This window comes from Aquirufa sp. (assembly GCF_044239315.1).
Lineage (GTDB): Bacteria > Bacteroidota > Bacteroidia > Cytophagales > Spirosomataceae > Aquirufa.
This window is the reverse complement of sequence record NZ_JBIIBQ010000020.1, coordinates 1-17,604: the sequence shown is the minus strand read 5'-3', so window position 1 is coordinate 17,604 and position 17,604 is coordinate 1. Positions and strand designations below refer to the sequence as shown.

Here is a 17,604-nt window from a genome sequence, read left to right as displayed (position 1 = left end):
AATTACAGCGTAAATATACTTAACAGTGTTAAGTTTTCAAAATGTCGTATTCTGTATCAGATACTCTAAAAGAAAAAGGCGAACCAATGGCCCGCCTTTTTACCCCTTAATCTTTCACTGTATAATGAGCTAGTTCATAGCGATAATATCGCGTTTCACTTCTGTTTTGATCTTAAATGACTTCGAAGTCAACACTTTTTTGTTGATATCTAACACGACCATGCGGTAGCTACCGTCAGATAAACCCGCTAGATTGAACAATTTTTGCGTTGAAATGTACTCCTTGTGAATCTCGTGATTTTCTCCATCATAGATAAGTACGGTGGCTCCTGCATTTACAGATACCATATATTTTAATCTACCTACTGATTCGATATTCACTGGAAGGGATAATTCTGCTCCATTTGCGGCAGAAACGACAGACATACTGGCTACTAAGAATAGTGCAGCTAACGTGTACTTTTTCATAATGCTTGATTTTAAAAAACTTAGGCGGAATTATTTCCGTTTGTTGTCTCAAAACTAGGCGTTTAACATTACCCACAAATTAAATCCGCGTTAATTTTCATTTTTCCAAGAAAGTTCTTCTATAAAAAATGCAAAAACTTGAAATTGTACTATAAAAAGCCCTAAAAAAGTGAAATTTTCGATGAAAAATCGCAATGTTATGAAATTGTTAAGTGAACGAATTGTTTTTAACAATTTGGTAACAAAAGCCTAACATAGTCATAACGGAGCCCCGTAGTGGGAGGTGTATTTTTGTGTCGAAATTATCACCAGTATTCCATTTTATGAAATCATTTTACAAGTACACCAATCTTATCATTCTATTATTTACGCTCTCTGCAGCGGCTTTTGCACAAGAAGGAACCCTACGCGGAACTATTAAGGATGCCAAAACCAAAGAAGATATTATCGGCGCAACCATCTTAGTGCAAGGCATTAATAAAGGAGCTGCTACGGATATTAATGGTTTCTTTTCTATAGCTAAGCTTCCAGCAGGGTCTTATTCATTAAAGATCTCTTATGTAGGTTACGATTCTAAAATTTATGAAGGTGTTAAAGTAGAGAACGGTCAAGTAACTGATTTGAATTTAGAAATTCAAGAGGCAACCTCTACTCTAGCAGAAGTAAAAGTAGTCGCTCAGCGATTAACTAATACCGAAGTCTCCGTTATCTCAGAAATCAAAGCGGCTCAATTAGTAGTAAGCGGTATCTCGGCTGCACAAATCACAAAAACCTTAGATCGTACAGCGGCAGAGGTTGTGAAGCGTGTTCCAGGTGTGACCATCTTCGGCGAGCGTTTTATTAACATTCGTGGTCTTAACGAGCGTTACAACACGGTTCAATTAAATAATGCCTTCGCTCCATCCATGGAAACGGATGTGCGTTCATTCTCATTCGATATCATTCCAGCTGGTCAAATCGACCGTATTTTGGTATTCAAATCACCATCAGCTGAAATTCCAGGCGAATTTGCAGGTGGGGTTGTGAAAATTTTCACGAAAGCGATTCCTGAAAATAATTTCTTGACATTAGATTTATCTAGCTCCTATCGAGAAGGTACCACTGGTTCAGATTTCTATGCAACTAAAAATGCAAATCTAGCTTGGACGGGTTTTAATCAAGGATACTTTGATTTGCCAAATTCATTTCCAGCCACTCGAACTGATCTATTGAACGCAGGTCCTTCAGGTATAGACGCGATTGGAGCCTCTTTAAAAAACAACTGGCTTCCAGTGCAATCATCTGCTTTACCAGATATGCGCGCCTCTCTGTCAGGAGGATTTAAGTTTGATTTAGGGTCCACTAAATTCGGTAACGTAACGTCTTTAAATTATTCTAATTCTAGAACCACCTTTGAAATGGTCAGAAACGATTGGGGTTTTAGTAATATAAACGCAACTGGCGAGCCTGATGCAGTATTTAATTTTTTAGATAAACAATATACCAATGCAATTCGTCTTGGAGTTTCGAATAACTGGTCCGCTCGCTTTGCCAATGGGTCAGTGATTGAATTCAAAAATTTATTCAATCAATTAGCTAATACGCAATACATCAAACGTGATGGTTTTGATAACGGTTCAAACTGGGATATTCGTTCTTTTGATCAGGTGTATAGAGGTCTTTACACAGGTCAATTAACTGGTCGCCATGATCTTCAAGAAGGTAGTTTGAAAGTGGACTGGATGGTAGGATATAATTCCTCTTATCGCGCGCAACCTGATTACAAGCGTTTCCGCTACAATGTGGACGGTGCTTCTGCAAGTTTGTTTATACCTAACGGGGCAGCACAAACAACAGTATTGGGAAGAACTTACATCGACATGAATGAGTCATCTTACACAGCTGCATTTAATGCTGTTAAGAAGATTGATTTAAAAGACTCAAAAGAACTTGAATTAAAATGGGGGGCCTTTTTTGAAGATAAAGTACGTGATTTTAACGCTCGAAACATTGGTTATGTAAAATCGACACCTTCCTTTCAAACCACATTACCAATAGATCAATTATTATCAGGACAAAACTTTAATACCAGAACGGGTATTCGTATAGATGAGCAAACAAATCCAAATGATTCCTATGATGCAAGTAATCAACTGATTGCGGGTTATTTATCAGCTAATTATGCTCTTGGGAAGAAGTTTAATGTGATTGCTGGTATACGAGCTGAGCAAAATAGTCAGAAATTGAATTCTGCAGATTTAGTTGGGAAATTAATCAACTACGATAATACTCGTTTGGACTTATTACCGTCAATGAATATTACCTACAACTTTACAGAGAAATCATTGCTGCGTTTAGCTTATGGAAGGACATTGAATCGTCCAGAATTTCGCGAGCTAGCTCCATTCTCGTTCTATGATTTTGTTAACAATCGTACTATTTCAGGTAATCCTGCTTTAAAGAATGCTGATATTGATAATTTTGACTTTCGATATGAGTTTTATCCGTCACCGTCTGAGTTAATCAGTATCGCGGCTTTCTACAAAGATTTTACTAACCCAATAGAAGTGGTATTCGCATCAGGAGCAAACCCGCTTTTGAATTTTTCTAATGCGAAATCAGCCTATTCAACTGGACTCGAGGCGGAAATTCGCAAGAATTTAGCCGCTAATTCGCCTAATTCTATATTAGGACGTACTAGTTTGGTACTGAATGGTTCTTATATTTTCAGCCGTGTTAAATTAGATGATAAGCTTGCAGCTGCTCAATCAGATAATCGCCCTTTACAAGGTCAATCGCCCTACATTATCAATGCAGGATTAAATTATAATGATACGAAGAAAGGCTTGCAGTTGAATTTTAATTACAATGTGATTGGTAAACGCATCTTTGCGGTAGGTAATAACTTTGGTGCTCCTTATCCTGATTGGTACGAGATTCCTAGAAATGTGATTGATTTTAATTTCTCTAAGCAGTTAACGAAAGCCATCATGGTAAAAGGTGGAATTAGCGACATCTTAAATCAAGGAAATATCATTTTGCAGGATGGAAATCAGGATCAGAATTTTGATCGTGATAAAGATCAAATTATTCAGAACTATGCACCAGGTCGCGTGGCTTCTTTAGGACTTATAATTTCCCCTTTCAATTAATCTATACACTTAACATTTTAACAAAAAAAGTAATGAAACGCTTACAAACAAACATGTTTAAAGTACTTGCAATGTTAGCTATTGTAGTAGTAGCATTAGCAAGTTGCCAAAAGGAAGAAGAGGTTTTCCCTATTCCTACGGTCTCAACGTCTGGAACCTTAGCGGGTATTCCGGGATCTACGGTTACAGTGAAAGCAACAATTAATGCTCCTGCTGGTCTAAAGTCCATCACTGTATTGAAGAATGGTACTGCTTTTGATACGAAAATCATGGCTGGAGAAAAAACAGCTGAATATTCAAAAGATTATGTAGTTGAAGGTAATGCTGGTGCGGTTGTAAACTTTACTGTTCAAGTAACGGATAACAAGAATCAGGTTTCTTCTCTTGTAGCTATCCCAGTTACGGTTTCTGCTATTCCTCCTAAGGCGATTGTCGAAGTAGAAGGTGTTCTAGAAGGCAATATATCCTGGACAAAAGATAAAATTTATCGTTTGAAAGGTTATGTTCGCGTAGGTGAAGAAGCTGTTAATGGTACAGTTACGAAAACGGGTACTCTAACTATTCAAGCAGGTACTGTGATTATTGGTGATAAGGCAACGAAAGGTACTTTAATCGTTCAGCGTGGCTCTAAGTTAATCGCTGAAGGTACAGCTACTGAGCCGATTGTATTTACATCTGCAGAAGGAATTGGTTCTCGTTCTCCTGGAGACTGGGGCGGTGTTGTTATTTGTGGTAGAGCACCAAATAACCTTCCGGTTGGTACGAATGAGTTAGAAGGTGGTTATAAAGGTTTCCACGGTGGAACAGCTGCTGATGATAACTCTGGTAGTTTGAAATACGTTCGTATTGAGTATGCTGGTATTCCATTAAATCCAAATCAGGAGATCAACTCTTTAACTATGGGTTCAGTAGGTTCAGGTACAAAACTTGAGTACATCATGGCTTCTTTCGGTTTAGATGATTCATTTGAGTGGTTCGGTGGTACTGTAAATGGTAAGTATTTAATCGCTTACAAAGGTACGGATGATGATTTCGATATGGATAACGGTTATTCAGGTACTCTTCAGTTTGGTTTAGGTTACCGTGATGGTAATTTAGCTGACGTTTCAGGATCAAATGGTTTTGAAATTGATAATGATTCACAGGGTTCAAACCTTACTCCATTTACAGCTGCAACGCTTGTAAACTTCTCTATTATTGGTGCAAAGGGTAAATCATCTGACTACCTTGATGCAAACTTCCAAAATGGAGCCCAATTACGTCGCAACGCAAAAGTGAAAGTATACAATACCTTTATCACAGGATATCCAGCTGGTTTATACATTGATAGCCAACGTGGAGCTGCTAAGACGAATGCTGCTAATGGTGAATTGATCGTTAAAAACGTAGTGATCGCTGGTACTGAAGGATGGGGAACAACTGGATTTACTTCGTTAAACTCTGGACTTTATGGATTTGGAGTAGCGGTTGTAGATGATGAGCAAATTGCTAGAACAGGTTCTTCAGGTTCTGTAGCTGCTAGACCAATCGAAATTGGTTCTGGCGTAAAGGCATCGGATTGGTTCAAGGCAATTGCTGGAAACAAAACGTTGACTTCGACAGCTAATACAGGAATCTCAGCTGCATTATGGTCTGCTCGTCCTACGTTAACTTTAACAGCAGGAAAATCTGAGTCTTTAATTGGAACAGCATTACCTACTTTAACAGGTACTACTGCAACGGATTATATCGGTGCATTTAAAGATACAGATTGGACTACTGGTTGGGCTGAATTCTCACCTAACTCAGTGCTTTACATTAAATAGTAGTAATAAAATAGAAGGGACGTTGTGAAAGCAACGTCCCTTTTTTTACACCAATGAAAAAATTATACAGTTTATTATTTGTCGGCTTATTTTTCTGTTATTCGTGTGATTCTAAAGAGGAGGTCGGGTATTATTTCTCTGATTCGGAGCGGGATACATTACTTACCAACGTTATCACTTATATAAGTGAAAATGCTCGATTCGCTACTGATTCAACGAAATTTCAATCGAAATATCGAGCAGAGTATGTTAGCCGCCTTCCCTTATTTCATTTTGTTCATTTATCAAAAGATACAGCAGGTAACTTTATTTACCTGATTAGTAGGCCTGTGGCGGGACGTAAAGATTTACGTCGCGGGGTGGTAGGTAAATTCACCTTGAAAGAAGGGAGTTTACTTCCAGAAAATTTTGAAGAGGTGGTCAATACCCCTCATTTTACAGAAGAGTTAGTCGTGGAGAGAGGTTCATTCCTTTTCAAAGAATTAGTCAAAAAAGGAAATTTAACGGAATATTTAGCTATGAAACATTATGTGGAATGGCCGGATAAATATTTAGTATACGATAAAAAGAAAAAAACTTGGGTTTCGACCGGAGTTTTATAAAGATAATATATTGGTGTAATACAGAAAATGCTGAGGAGTTTCTCCTCAGCATTTCTTGTTTTATTGATTTGATAATGTGCCGTTCATTATCCGTTTATTTCTATAAATTAGCTTTGGCATTCAAAACAAGTAACATGAAAACACTATTTACTCTATTGCTATTAACTGTAGCTGTATCCTCAGTCGCAGTTGCGCAAAAAGAAGCTGATCCTCGCGTCATCGTCATCACCACAGACGGCTACCGCTGGCAGGAATTGTTTAATGGAATCGACACCTCCATTGTTAAAATCAAGCGTTTCCACCACGGTGATTCTGCTCGTTTAATTCAGCAATATTATGCACCTACAGTGCAAGGAAGACGCGAAAAATTGATGCCTTTTTTCTGGGGAAAATTAGCCGCTGGAGGTCAGATTCATGGAAATAGATTGGCGGGCAGCTTAGTAGACAATGCGAATCCTTATTGGTTCTCATACCCAGGTTACAGTGAGATTTTAACAGGCCAAGTAGATACGGCAGTTAACTCGAATGATTATAAGCCTAATCCAAATACGAACTTTTTTGAGTACTTAAATTCCTTGCCTGCCTACAAGGGGAGGGTGGCAGCCTTTGGCGCTTGGGATGCCTTTGATCGTATTTTGAATGAGAAAAGAGCAGGTTTTCCGGTTGTTAATGCCTTTGATTCTTATCCTGAAATGGAGAAAGATCCAGAAATGAAGATGTTAGCTAAGATGCTAAAGGAAACGTTCAAGCCATTTGGAATGGCTGAGTCTATTGATGTATTTACGCATTTCAAGGCAATGCATTATTTGAAAAAGAACAAGCCGAAAGCGCTGTACATTTCCTATGGAGAGACGGACGAGTTTGCACATGAAGGAGCCTATAATCATTACCTAGATGCCGCGCATCAGTTTGATGCTTGGGTGGGTGAGATTTGGGATTTTGTGAATTCCGATCCAGATTATAAAGGCAAAACAACCTTGTTAATTACGACCGATCACGGTCGGGGTGATGCGATTAAAACCCAATGGACTTCGCATGGTGAGAGCGTGAAAGATTGCTACCAGATATGGTATGCCATGATAGGAGCGAATATTCCTAACTTAGGGGAGGTCAGATCTAAGGAGAAAGTGTTCCAAAAAGACTTGATTCACAAAGTAGCCAAGGCTATAAGTGTTGATTTTAAAAGTGTGGTAAAATAGGGATTTAACAATTCCTTAACATGGGTATTGTAATACTCCACTACCTTAGTGAATTAAATTTTTAATATAAATTTTATTATATGTTCGGATTAGATCCTACATTATTTTTTCTACTTTGCTTCTGCCTTTTAGCCGCTTGTGCTTTCGAGTTTGTCAATGGATTTCATGATACAGCTAATGCAGTTGCAACCGTTATTTATACCCATTCTTTGCGTCCTACGCAGGCAGTTGTTTGGTCTGGGATTATGAATTTCTTAGGTTTATTAACGGGAGGAGTAGGTGTTACGATGAGCATCATAGGGTTGCTCCCCACGGAATTGCTCGTCGATACGAACGTCTATCATTCGATGGCCATGGCGCTTTCCTTGTTGATTTCTGCAATTATATGGAACCTAGGTACTTGGTATTTTGGTATACCTGCTTCTAGTTCTCATACGCTTATCGGTTCAATTATTGGTATCGGCCTAGGTCATGCTTTGTTGCCTGAGGCCTCGAATAAAGGTGTCTCAGCCTTGAATTGGGATAAAGTCATTGAGATAGGTCAGGCACTTTTATTATCCCCTTTATTCGGTTTTGCCTTAGCCATTATTTTAATGTATATCTTAAAGAAGACAGTAACAAATAAGGAAATCTTTAAGGAGCCTAAGAAAAAATCACCTCCTCCGCTTTGGATTCGTTCTATTTTAATCGCGACCTGTACCTTGGTTTCTTTTTTTCATGGAAGAAATGATGGGCAAAAAGGAATCGGTTTAGTGATGGTGATATTGATTGCATTCTTACCTGGATATTTTGCCATAAATACGACGTTAGATATGCAGATGGTGAAGTCAAGTTTAGCCACTGTTCAAATGGTGACGGCTAAGATTGATACCATTCCTTTATCTGAAAAGGAACGAGCTAATTTAGTAGATTTGAAACATTCAGTTTTGGATTTAGCGGTTATTACTTCACAGAATTTAACACCAGCCACCTTAAGTACGGATCAAAAATTTGCTATTCGAAAAGCAGCATTGACCATTAATAAGCATTCTAAGAAATTGATTGAAAGTGAGTCAGTCGCGCTTTCTGAAAATGATAAATCTGCTTGGAAAAAGGCTACTGCAGGTTCGAAAGCTCCCTTCTTTACTTTTGGCGCTTCTTCAAGCACCGGTATTGCAGGAGTTACCGACTTTGCTCCTAATTGGGTAATGTGGATGGTGGCTCTTTCGTTAGGATTAGGAACAATGATTGGTTGGAAGCGAATTGTTGTTACTATTGGAGAGAAGATTGGTAAAGACCATTTGACTTACGCTCAAGGTGCTTCGGCAGAATTAATTGCCTCACTTACGATTGGTTTAGCTACAGCTTACAAGTGGCCAGTTAGTACGACTCACGTATTAAGTTCTGGTATCGCTGGAACGATGGTGGCTCAGCGGGGTATCAAGAACTTGCAAGGGGATACGGTAAAGAATATCGTGTTAGCTTGGATTTTAACCTTACCTGTAACCGTTCTTTTATCCGCGGCTTTATTCTTATTTTTCCGTTGGATTACGGGCTAGTGTAATCTTAATGTAAAAAAAAAGAGGGACAACGTCCCTCTTTTTTTGAATCTATCAAACTTTATTTTTTAGCTTTTGGTGCTCTTGATCTAGGTTTTGCTGGAGCCTTAGCAACAGGAGCTTTTTTAGACGCTGCTGGTGCTTTTTTTGTTACTGCAGGCGCTGCCGATTTCTCTTTCGCGATTAAAGAAGCTAGCAATTTCGCTTTAGCGACTTTTTTGCCTTCTTTAGCTTTTTTCTTAGCCTCTTTTTCTGCTTTCTTTTTAGTCTCTTTTGCAGCTTTTTCCTTCGCCTTTGCTTTCTCTTTTTCTTGCTCTGCAATTAGTTTGCTATATTTTTTAGCTATGGCAGCAATTGACTTATTTGTTTCGTGCAACACTTTCTTTGCATTTTTTTCAGAAAGTCCTTTTAATTTAGGCAAGACTGCTTGCACTAATTGATCGGTCAATTTTTTGTTATTCTCACTCATAATGGTTTTTTTTAATGTGATGGCCAAAGCTATGTAAAGAAATTGTTAAATAAAATTAAACCATGTTAACATTTACGTAACATTGAAAAATTTAACATTGAAACTAGTTAGGGGAGCTAAATTTTAGCCCTACAATTCCTACTATAATTAGTGTTAAGAAGAAGATTTCTAGGTTGTTAGTAGGTGTTTTTAAAATAAATACGTCAAAAAATTTTATAAAAACTAGTGATATCGCAGTCCAGCTTGCGATGGCTACAGTTAATGGGATACTTTTTAGAGAAAGGGATAAAAAGAAAATATTTGCGCCACCTAATCCTAAGTAAATGAGTAAATAGCCTATTTCTTTTCCAACTGGGACACTGAAAAAAGGGTTTTCACTAATGGCAAACTTAATAGAATTCAAACTGACCTTTTTAAGGGAGTAGGTCCAGGCCGCTTCGAATCCTGCCGCAATTAATAAAAAGGCCCACGCTTTAAACATAGGATGAATAGGTATTAGAAAAACGACCGTCTGAATATAAATCAATAATGGCGTAGCCAGGTTTTGTTTGTTGGTAATTGCCGCCCCACCACGCTCCGCTCACAGCGCCATTACAGCAATAGGTTACCCCATTATATTCGACGCGATCTAGTAAGTGAATGTGGCCGGAGATAGCTAGTTTTACATTAGGGTAGTGGTTAAACAGGTTTTTCAGTTCGTTCGCATCTTCATGCATCCATCTGCCAGGAACATTCCATTGATTATTTTCAAAGCGATTTCCATCAAAGAAAATACAGGCAGCCAGAATTGGGATATGGGAAACAATCATGATCGGCTTGTAGCTAGGAATAGCTTTTAATTCATTTTTAAGCCAGTGCATTTGAGCTTCATCTATTTTTCCCGTGTACCATTTCCCTTCTACATTAGGGCTAATGCTGTCTAAGCTGATGAGATGCCAATTGCCTAGGTCTTTGGAGAAATATAAAGACGATTCTTTTATTTCATCTAAAGCATATTTTTTTCCTTCAATTATACTTTCGGGGCTTTCGTTTTTTACCCAAATATCATGGTTACCTAATGATTGAATAATGGGCACCGAAAGTTCTTTTTCAATCACATTATTCCAGGTACGCCACTGTTTTTCAGCTATCGCTCTTCCGCCTCTATGCGCATCCATGATCGCATCGCCACTGTTAATAATAAGGTCGGGTTTGTGAGGTAAAGATTGAATGTGGTCTAAACACTTAGAAAAGCCTTTCGCAGCCCCTATTAAAGGCATCATGTGCACATCTGTAATATGCGCAATTCGAAAAGGTTTTTCAGGAGTGGGGGTGGTATTTGCTCTTCCAAGGTGGGGAAGAGTGAGGGTTCCAAGGCTTAATCCCAAGGTTTGCAGAAGGGATCTTCTATTCATTTAATAGAACTAAATGTCTAAACAAAACTAGGGAAATCGCGATGTATCCATGTTGATTAATAATGAACATATTATTAACAAATCATAAAAAAAGGGAGCTTTTATGGCTCCCTTTTTGTGATTATCTAGCGTGACCAACGGAATCGTCTCCTTCCTAACATACCTGATAAACCGGTTCCTTGATTCTCGCGGAAGTTTGCCACATACACTGGCTGAGCGATTAGATCAGACAAGTGTCCAGCCATTAAGTTTTGGGACTTAGCCACCCATTCCTGGTATTGATTTTGTACAGAAACGTGAGATGGTAAATATTTTTTGAAAATACTCAGGTCAAACGTCGTCGCGCCTATTCCCGCTCCGGACATTTCTCCATCGAATGCATTAATCATTTGTTCAATGTGATTAGGCACTGGGACCATCATGGCAGGTTTTCCTAAATACATCGCTTCAGCTACGGATTCGAAACCGGCGGTGGAAATTAGGCCAGCGCATTCCGTCATTTTGGACAGATAATTCTCTGCATCAATCGGGTGAAAAGTTAATGAATCCGAGTAGTGGTAGGTCTCTCTGCGCGCTGGATTATCCCAAAAGCAATCCAATTTCACGTCTGGATTCGCATTCGACCAAGTCATAATATCTTCTGATAAACGGAAGTGAGTCAAGTAAGCTAACCAACGCTCGCCGGCTTTAGGAACAATGCTCTTTACTTGCTGACGCAATAAGGGAGGTACCACCTCAATTTTCGCGTCATTATCAATAGGACGAAAGGATAAGCCTAATAATTTCTTCGAACCGATTGACGTAATCATCGTATTCATATTCAACAGTATACGATCGATCTTCTTATCTGCGATGCTCTCGAAGTTCTTATTTAGTAACAAGTATTGATGACCTACAGACATCGTTGGGATTTTAGACCCTGATTTTAACTTATATAATCCTGTGATGGATTCGTAGAAATTCACAATTCCATCTGGTTGCAATTCATTGATAAACTCTTCTAGCTGCGTCGCGCTTCTCCAAAACGTCTTGAAATTCGTAAACGCCTGCGCGGCTGTTTTGAATAGTTGCACCGATTTACCATTGCCAAAAATTATCGATGGACTATTGTACTGAAGTAAGGGTGTGTCACCAATGAAATCCAAAAAAAACGAAGGGATCTTGCGCCCCTGAAAAGATCCCACGGCATATCCGATGACCTCGTGACCTGCTTCGCGAGCTATTTGCGTAAATGAGATCGCTTGGGTTAAATGTCCACGACCTTCTCCTTGTACAGTAAATATGAATTTTCCCATCTTATTCTACTTCTAAAGCGATTTTTTCGCCTAAAATTTCGTTTAACTCTGCTTTTAAATTGTAGTTCGGGAATTCGATGATCTGCCATTCCCCTTTGTGTGTTTCCACTAAAGCCGTTAATGATTCCACCCAGTCTCCAGAGTTCATATAGGCAATTCCGTCGATCATTTTGATCTCTGCCTTATGAATATGGCCACAGATGATGCCATTCGCGCCTTTGGCCTTCGCTAATTCCGCTAATTTCTCCTCAAAATCCGAGATGAAATTTACAGCCGCCTTCACTTTTTGCTTGATCACCTGCGATAAGGAATAATAAGGCTTTCCTTGCCAGCTGCGGTACTGATTATACCACTTGTTCAACCACAACAAGAATGTGTAGCCGATATCGCCTAAATAGGCTAGCCATTTCATTTGGCTCGTAATGCTATCGAAAATATCGCCGTGAGTGATGAAGTATTTCTTGCCAAAACTCTTCAACATATAATCCTGGCGGATCGAAAACTGCTTCCCAATCTTCAACGGAAGTACTTGCTCCAAGAAATCATCGTGATTCCCGCGCAAATAGATCACCTCCGTATCCCACTTGTCCATCATCTTTAACACACTACGGAAAAATGCCGTGTGCTTCTTCTTCCAGCTGCCGCCTTTTTTAAGCTGCCAGCCATCGATGATGTCTCCGTTTAAGATGAGTTGGTGGCACGAATGTGCGCGTAAAAATTCGTTAACCTCGGCTGCTTTAGCCCCCTTGCTACCTAAATGCAAGTCAGAGATAACGATTGTTTTGTAGGTGGGTTGAGAATGACGGCCCATGTTTACCTATTTGGTTTACCAAAAATAGGCCATCACTTTAAACTCCTGATTAAGCGATTGTTACGCTAAAGTTAAATCTACCAGACCATGGGAACTTCGATCAACAATACTTTCGTGTCTGCTGATAAAGCCTTTACTTCAATGGTTTCTGTCTGAGAAATCCCGATCGCATCTCTGCGTCCTAATTTCTCTCCAGCCACCTCAATGCCTCCTTCAATGACGAATACGAATGCCCCTTGCTGAGCACCTTGCAACGCATAATTCACGCTCTCGCCCTCAGCTAATTCAGTGATATTAAAATAGGTATCCTGATTTACTTGAAGCGAATCGATGTCCGATCCCAGTGGCGAAACCACCGTTTTCCATTGTCCCTTGAAATCCGCTGAATTATAGGTGCGCTGATCATAGCGTGGAGTAATGTTTTTTAACTTAGGCATGACCCAGATTTGGAATAGTTCCAAACCCTCTGTTTTGCTCGCATTAAATTCTGAGTGATAGATTCCAGTGCCTGCAGACATAATCTGCACATCCCCCGCATTAATAATCCCGTTCGTCCCCATCGAATCTTCATGCGCCACCGCACCCTTCATCGGAATGGTCACGATCTCCATATTATCATGCGGATGTTTTCCAAAACCCATTCCAGCCGCAATAAAGTCATCATTCAGCACGCGCAACGCACCAAAATGAATTCTCGCCGGATTATAATAGCCAGCAAAACTAAAACTAAAGGCGGTCTTCAGCCAGCCGTGATCGGCTGTTCCGCGGGAGGAGGCAGGGTGTAGTTCGGTTTTCATAACACGGTATCTGGTAGTCAGTAATCGGTAGTCGGTAATCGGTAATCGCTAATCGCTAGTCGCTAGTCGCTAGTCGCTAGTCGCTAGTCGCTAGTCGCTAGTCGCTAGTCGCTAGTCGCTAGTCGCTAGTCGGTAATTTTCGGATGCAAAGTTCGGGATTTTTTATCTCTTCTTTATACTCTATGCTCTCTAATCTTCTAAAAACCAAAAGAGCCAGAACAAAGTTCCAGCTCATTTGACTCTCGACTCTCGACTAGCGACTATAGATACTGATTCGCGTTCGTCGCGTTCAAGTCTTCAAAAGCTGTTTTTAAACGAGCTACCAAAGTCTCTTCGCCCTTACGCAACCAAACACGTGGGTCATAGTATTTCTTGTTCGGAGAATCGTCACCTGTTGGGTTACCGATTTGGCCTTGTAAATAGGCTTCATTTGCTTTGTAGAAATTCAAGATGCCTTCCCAGAATGCCCATTGCGTATCTGTATCGATGTTCATTTTGATTGCACCATAAGAGATTGCCTCACGGATTTCTTCGCGAGATGAACCAGAACCACCGTGGAATACGAAGTTGATTGGTTTCTCAGGAGTCAAATTATATTTGGCCTTAATAAACTCTTGTGAGTTCTTCAAGATTACTGGTTGTAACTTCACGTTACCCGGCTTGTAAACTCCGTGTACGTTACCGAATGCCGCGGCGATCGTGAAACGGTGAGAGATTTTGGACAATACTTCATAAGCATAAGCCACCTCTTCCGGTTGTGTATATAATTTAGCTGAATCAACGTCAGAGTTATCCACACCATCTTCTTCACCACCTGTAACACCTAATTCGATTTCTAACGTCATGCCCATTTTAGACATACGCTCTAAGTATTTAGCGCAGATTTCTAAGTTTTCTTCCAAAGGCTCCTCCGACAAGTCAATCATATGAGAAGAGAACAAAGGTTGTCCCGTCTCAGCGAAGAATTTCTCGCCAGCATCTAATAAACCGTCAATCCAAGGTAATAATTTTTTCGCGCAGTGGTCTGTGTGCAATACAACTTGAACACCGTATGCTTTCGCCATTTGGTGAACATGGTAAGCGCCAGAGATAGAACCAGCGATAGCCGCTGCTTGATTCTCGTTAGAAAGGGTCTTTCCAGCGTAGAAAATACCACCACCGTTAGAGAATTGAATGATAACAGGGGAGTTTACCGCTTTCGCTGCTTCTAAAACTGCATTAACCGTATCAGTACCTGTTACGTTAACTGCTGGTAAAGCGAATTGATTTTTTTTAGCGATTTCAAATAACTCTTGAACCGCATCTCCGTGCAACACTCCTGTTTGATTGGATAAACTTGACATAGTACTTTTTTTTCTTGGGAAATAAATAAAAACTGCCTGATTTTCAGCAACTAAAGCCCAAAAGTACAAACTATTATTCGTTTTTCGAGGGGGAATATGAGAAAAATACAATTTCGGGCAAGTCGGTAATCAGTAGCCGGTAACCGGTAGTCGGTATCCAGTGGTCGTCTAATTATTCACCATTCATCATCTCTACTCTATGCTCTATTATCTCTACTCTAAATGAGTCCGGAGGGATCATTCACCATTTACCATTCACCATTTACCATCTCTACTCTCTACTCTATTATCTCTACTCTTCCTTATGCTCTCCATTTGCTATTCAACATTTTATAATCATTTAACATTCACCATTCACCATTTACCATTAATTTAACGCCATGAAAAAATTTCTCTTCCTTCTACTTTCTTTTTCTGCGTTCAGCCAAAACGATCAGATCGTTCGCGGACCTTATTTGCAATCGATGACCTCTGAATCCGTTTTGATTCAATGGCGCACGGCATCGCCTCAATCCAGCCAAGTAACTTTGGTAACAAAAGGGGAGAATAAGTCCCGCGTTATAGCGGATACGAATCGCGTAATTGATCATATAGTTAAAGTGTCAGGACTTAGCCCTGCTAAATCCTATACCTATAGTATATCGCCAAATCATCAGGGAAGTTTTCATACCAAACCGAAGGCAGGAGATCCCAAGTCGGTGCGCATTTGGGCACTAGGGGATTTTGGTTATCTTTCGCCTAATCAAAAAGCGGTGATAAATGCCATAAAGAATTACACGGCGGATAAGCCGATCGATGCCTGGATTTGGTTAGGTGACAATGCCTATAATAATGGCAAGGAGGAGGAATACCAACAACATGTGTTCGATGTGTACCAGACAGATTTTTTACCTAATTTGGCCCTATATCCATCTCCTGGTAATCACGATTACGCGGGTAAACACGATTCCTCAGTCCCTCCTTATTTCAAAATATTTTCCATGCCCACCAAGGGCGAAGCTGGCGGAGTTCCCTCTAACTCAGAATCCTATTATTCGGTTGATTACGGCTCCTTGCACCTGATTTCAATTGATACAGAAATACGCGATGCAGCAGGGAACCAGGTAATGGATGGGAAAGGAGATCAATATGATTGGTTGGCCAAAGACCTAGCCTCAAATCGCCTCCCTTTCACAATCGTCTATTTCCATAAGCCGCCCTATTCTAAAGGTTCGCACAATTCAGATACGGAGGCTGATATGAAAAACATGCGGGAAAAGGTAAATCCCCTTTTTGAAAAATACAATGTTGATCTGGTGTTAGCTGGACACAGTCATGTATATGAGCGGACGAAACCTTTGCGCGGGCATTTTGGCCTAAATGATTCATTTGATGAAGCTACACAGGTGGTTGCCACAGAAAAGGCCCCTAATCAGTATGTGGTAGGCAAAAAAGGCCAAGGGGTGATTTATGTAGTCAATGGTTCAGGAAGTAAATTAGGCGGAAAAATGCCTGGTTTTCCATTGAAATCAGCGGTTTACGTCAATAATGAGGTAGGCGGATCGATGATTATTGATGTATCTAAATCGAAATTTGACGCTAAATGGGTGGCCGCAGATGGACAGGTGCGGGATCGGTTTGTGATTGAGAAGTGAGTTGCTAGTCACTAGTCGCTAGTCGGTAGTCGCGACTGCGTCGCTCAGTCGTCACTGCGTGACTTAGTCACTAGTCACTAGTCGGTAGTCAGGATCTAGTTGTCGCCTACCATTCACCATTCACCATCGCTACTCTATACTCTCTTATCTCTACTCTCGACTAGCGACTAGCGACTTTCGACTAGCGACTAAAATAAATATTTTTACCCACCCTCTTGTTTGTATTATTTTTTTTTCCTACCTTTGCACTCCCGTTCGACAAACGCAGTTTTTTATTCAGAGAGAGGTTGGCAGAACTTCCCGAATTTATTTAAAACACATAAAATGCATGTCAAACAGGTCTTAAATCGAGGAAAGCTTGATTTTTGTGTTAGAACTGGTATTGATTGATGACCGTTGAATGCCCAGCCCATTAATTAAATATTAAGCTACACAAGGTGTTTTTTCGCTGTTATCCACAGCGGGTTCATCTTGTCTACCTATACCAATTCTGCTTTTTTTTATTGTTTAGATTCCTATATCACTCTCAGTTGAGGGATGATTTTGAATAAAAGTCTTACAACAAGCCACGGTAGCCTTGTAAGCATATTTATATTTTAAATATTAACATATTATGTCAGGAATTATTGGTAAAAAAGTCGGAATGACTAGCCTATACATGGAAGACGGTAAAGCCGTTCCTTGTACGCTAATCGAAGCCGGTCCTTGTGTGGTTACACAAGTGAAAACTGTAGAGAAAGAAGGCTATAACGCTGTTCAAATCGGCTACGGTGAGAAGAAAGAAAAACACACAACAAAATCTTTGTTGGGTCACTTCAAGAAAGCAAATACAACTCCAAAGAAGAAATTGGTAGAATTCCGCACGTTTGAGCAGCCTCTAGCTTTAGGGGATGTTTTAACTGTTGAGATGCTAGAGCTAGACACGTTTGTGGACGTGGTTGGTACTTCTAAAGGTAAAGGTTTCCAGGGTGTTGTTAAGCGTCACGGATTTGCGGGTGTGGGTGGTCAAACTCACGGTCAGCATAACCGCGGTCGTCACCCAGGTTCAATTGGTGCGTGTTCATTCCCATCTCGTGTATTCAAAGGCTTACGCATGGCGGGTCGTACAGGTGGTAATC

Annotated in this window: 15 protein-coding genes; 7 read left to right on the top strand and 8 right to left on the bottom strand. The window is 40.1% G+C overall.

Annotation, left to right across the window (positions count from 1 at the left end; genetic code table 11):
* Positions 1-129: 129 nt before the first annotated feature.
* Complete coding sequence (locus ACILP5_RS08260; RefSeq protein ID WP_395618186.1) at positions 130-468, bottom strand: hypothetical protein; 339 nt, start codon at positions 466-468, stop codon at positions 130-132.
* A 323-nt stretch (positions 469-791) separates the two neighbouring features.
* Between ACILP5_RS08260 and ACILP5_RS08255 the strand changes: the two genes are divergently transcribed.
* The 5 genes from ACILP5_RS08255 (at position 792) to ACILP5_RS08235 (ending at position 8,743) form a co-directional block, all read left to right on the top strand.
* Complete coding sequence (locus ACILP5_RS08255; RefSeq protein WP_395618185.1) at positions 792-3,599, top strand: TonB-dependent receptor domain-containing protein; 2,808 nt, start codon at positions 792-794, stop codon at positions 3,597-3,599.
* A 32-nt stretch (positions 3,600-3,631) separates the two neighbouring features.
* Positions 3,632-5,404, top strand: coding sequence for an Ig-like domain repeat protein (locus ACILP5_RS08250; protein WP_395618184.1), 1,773 nt, complete (start codon positions 3,632-3,634; stop codon positions 5,402-5,404).
* A 53-nt stretch (positions 5,405-5,457) separates the two neighbouring features.
* Positions 5,458-6,006: a hypothetical protein gene (locus ACILP5_RS08245; RefSeq protein ID WP_395618183.1), complete on the top strand. Its 549-nt coding sequence runs from the start codon at positions 5,458-5,460 to the stop codon at positions 6,004-6,006.
* A 134-nt stretch (positions 6,007-6,140) separates the two neighbouring features.
* Positions 6,141-7,205, top strand: coding sequence for a phosphoglyceromutase (locus ACILP5_RS08240; RefSeq protein ID WP_395618182.1), 1,065 nt, complete (start codon positions 6,141-6,143; stop codon positions 7,203-7,205).
* Between the two features lie 80 nt (positions 7,206-7,285).
* Positions 7,286-8,743, top strand: a complete 1,458-nt coding sequence (locus ACILP5_RS08235) for an inorganic phosphate transporter (protein ID WP_395618181.1) — start codon at positions 7,286-7,288, stop codon at positions 8,741-8,743.
* 61 nt (positions 8,744-8,804) lie between these two features.
* Here ACILP5_RS08235 and ACILP5_RS08230 read toward each other — a convergent pair whose 3' ends face one another.
* The 7 genes from ACILP5_RS08230 to fbaA form a co-directional block, all read right to left on the bottom strand.
* Positions 8,805-9,164 (bottom strand): hypothetical protein, encoded by a 360-nt coding sequence (locus ACILP5_RS08230; protein ID WP_395618180.1) that lies wholly within the window; start codon positions 9,162-9,164, stop codon positions 8,805-8,807.
* 151 nt (positions 9,165-9,315) lie between these two features.
* Positions 9,316-9,693: a DMT family transporter gene (locus ACILP5_RS08225; RefSeq protein ID WP_395618179.1), complete on the bottom strand. Its 378-nt coding sequence runs from the start codon at positions 9,691-9,693 to the stop codon at positions 9,316-9,318.
* Positions 9,686-10,606 carry a metallophosphoesterase family protein gene (locus ACILP5_RS08220; protein ID WP_395618178.1) on the bottom strand — a complete coding sequence of 307 codons (921 nt, stop codon included), beginning with the start codon at positions 10,604-10,606 and terminating at the stop codon, positions 9,686-9,688. Before ACILP5_RS08220 ends, ACILP5_RS08225 begins: the two co-directional genes overlap by 8 nt.
* A 125-nt stretch (positions 10,607-10,731) precedes the next feature.
* On the bottom strand, positions 10,732-11,901 hold the full coding sequence (locus tag ACILP5_RS08215; RefSeq protein WP_395618177.1) for a glycosyltransferase family protein: 1,170 nt from the start codon (positions 11,899-11,901) through the stop codon (positions 10,732-10,734).
* A 1-nt stretch (position 11,902) separates the two neighbouring features.
* Entirely contained in the window at positions 11,903-12,712 is an 810-nt protein-coding gene (locus tag ACILP5_RS08210; protein ID WP_395618176.1) for a UDP-2,3-diacylglucosamine diphosphatase, read from the bottom strand.
* A gap of 77 nt (positions 12,713-12,789) precedes the next feature.
* Positions 12,790-13,509 (bottom strand): pirin family protein, encoded by a 720-nt coding sequence (locus tag ACILP5_RS08205; protein ID WP_395618175.1) that lies wholly within the window; start codon positions 13,507-13,509, stop codon positions 12,790-12,792.
* A 260-nt stretch (positions 13,510-13,769) separates the two neighbouring features.
* Positions 13,770-14,852: a class II fructose-bisphosphate aldolase gene (gene fbaA / locus ACILP5_RS08200; RefSeq protein ID WP_395618174.1), complete on the bottom strand. Its 1,083-nt coding sequence runs from the start codon at positions 14,850-14,852 to the stop codon at positions 13,770-13,772.
* Positions 14,853-15,232: 380 nt separating this feature from the next.
* Here fbaA and ACILP5_RS08195 point away from each other — a divergent pair, with 380 nt between their 5' ends.
* Together ACILP5_RS08195 and rplC are read left to right on the top strand one after the other, a co-directional pair.
* Positions 15,233-16,486, top strand: coding sequence for a metallophosphoesterase (locus ACILP5_RS08195; RefSeq protein ID WP_395618173.1), 1,254 nt, complete (start codon positions 15,233-15,235; stop codon positions 16,484-16,486).
* A 613-nt stretch (positions 16,487-17,099) separates the two neighbouring features.
* Positions 17,100-17,604, top strand: a 505-nt coding sequence (gene rplC, locus ACILP5_RS08190) for a 50S ribosomal protein L3 (protein ID WP_395618172.1), incomplete at its 3' end; no start/stop codon positions are given.

Coding starts and splice junctions, on each gene's coding strand:
- ACILP5_RS08260 (WP_395618186.1), bottom strand. CDS start 468: ATGAAAAAGTACACGTTAGCTGCACTATTCTTAGTAGCCAGTATGTCT.
- fbaA (WP_395618174.1), bottom strand. CDS start 14,852: ATGTCAAGTTTATCCAATCAAACAGGAGTGTTGCACGGAGATGCGGTT.
- ACILP5_RS08235 (WP_395618181.1), top strand. CDS start 7,286: ATGTTCGGATTAGATCCTACATTATTTTTTCTACTTTGCTTCTGCCTT.
- ACILP5_RS08245 (WP_395618183.1), top strand. CDS start 5,458: ATGAAAAAATTATACAGTTTATTATTTGTCGGCTTATTTTTCTGTTAT.
- ACILP5_RS08220 (WP_395618178.1), bottom strand. CDS start 10,606: ATGAATAGAAGATCCCTTCTGCAAACCTTGGGATTAAGCCTTGGAACC.
- ACILP5_RS08225 (WP_395618179.1), bottom strand. CDS start 9,693: ATGTTTAAAGCGTGGGCCTTTTTATTAATTGCGGCAGGATTCGAAGCG.
- ACILP5_RS08255 (WP_395618185.1), top strand. CDS start 792: ATGAAATCATTTTACAAGTACACCAATCTTATCATTCTATTATTTACG.
- ACILP5_RS08250 (WP_395618184.1), top strand. CDS start 3,632: ATGAAACGCTTACAAACAAACATGTTTAAAGTACTTGCAATGTTAGCT.
- ACILP5_RS08210 (WP_395618176.1), bottom strand. CDS start 12,712: ATGGGCCGTCATTCTCAACCCACCTACAAAACAATCGTTATCTCTGAC.
- ACILP5_RS08240 (WP_395618182.1), top strand. CDS start 6,141: ATGAAAACACTATTTACTCTATTGCTATTAACTGTAGCTGTATCCTCA.
- ACILP5_RS08205 (WP_395618175.1), bottom strand. CDS start 13,509: ATGAAAACCGAACTACACCCTGCCTCCTCCCGCGGAACAGCCGATCAC.
- ACILP5_RS08215 (WP_395618177.1), bottom strand. CDS start 11,901: ATGGGAAAATTCATATTTACTGTACAAGGAGAAGGTCGTGGACATTTA.
- ACILP5_RS08195 (WP_395618173.1), top strand. CDS start 15,233: ATGAAAAAATTTCTCTTCCTTCTACTTTCTTTTTCTGCGTTCAGCCAA.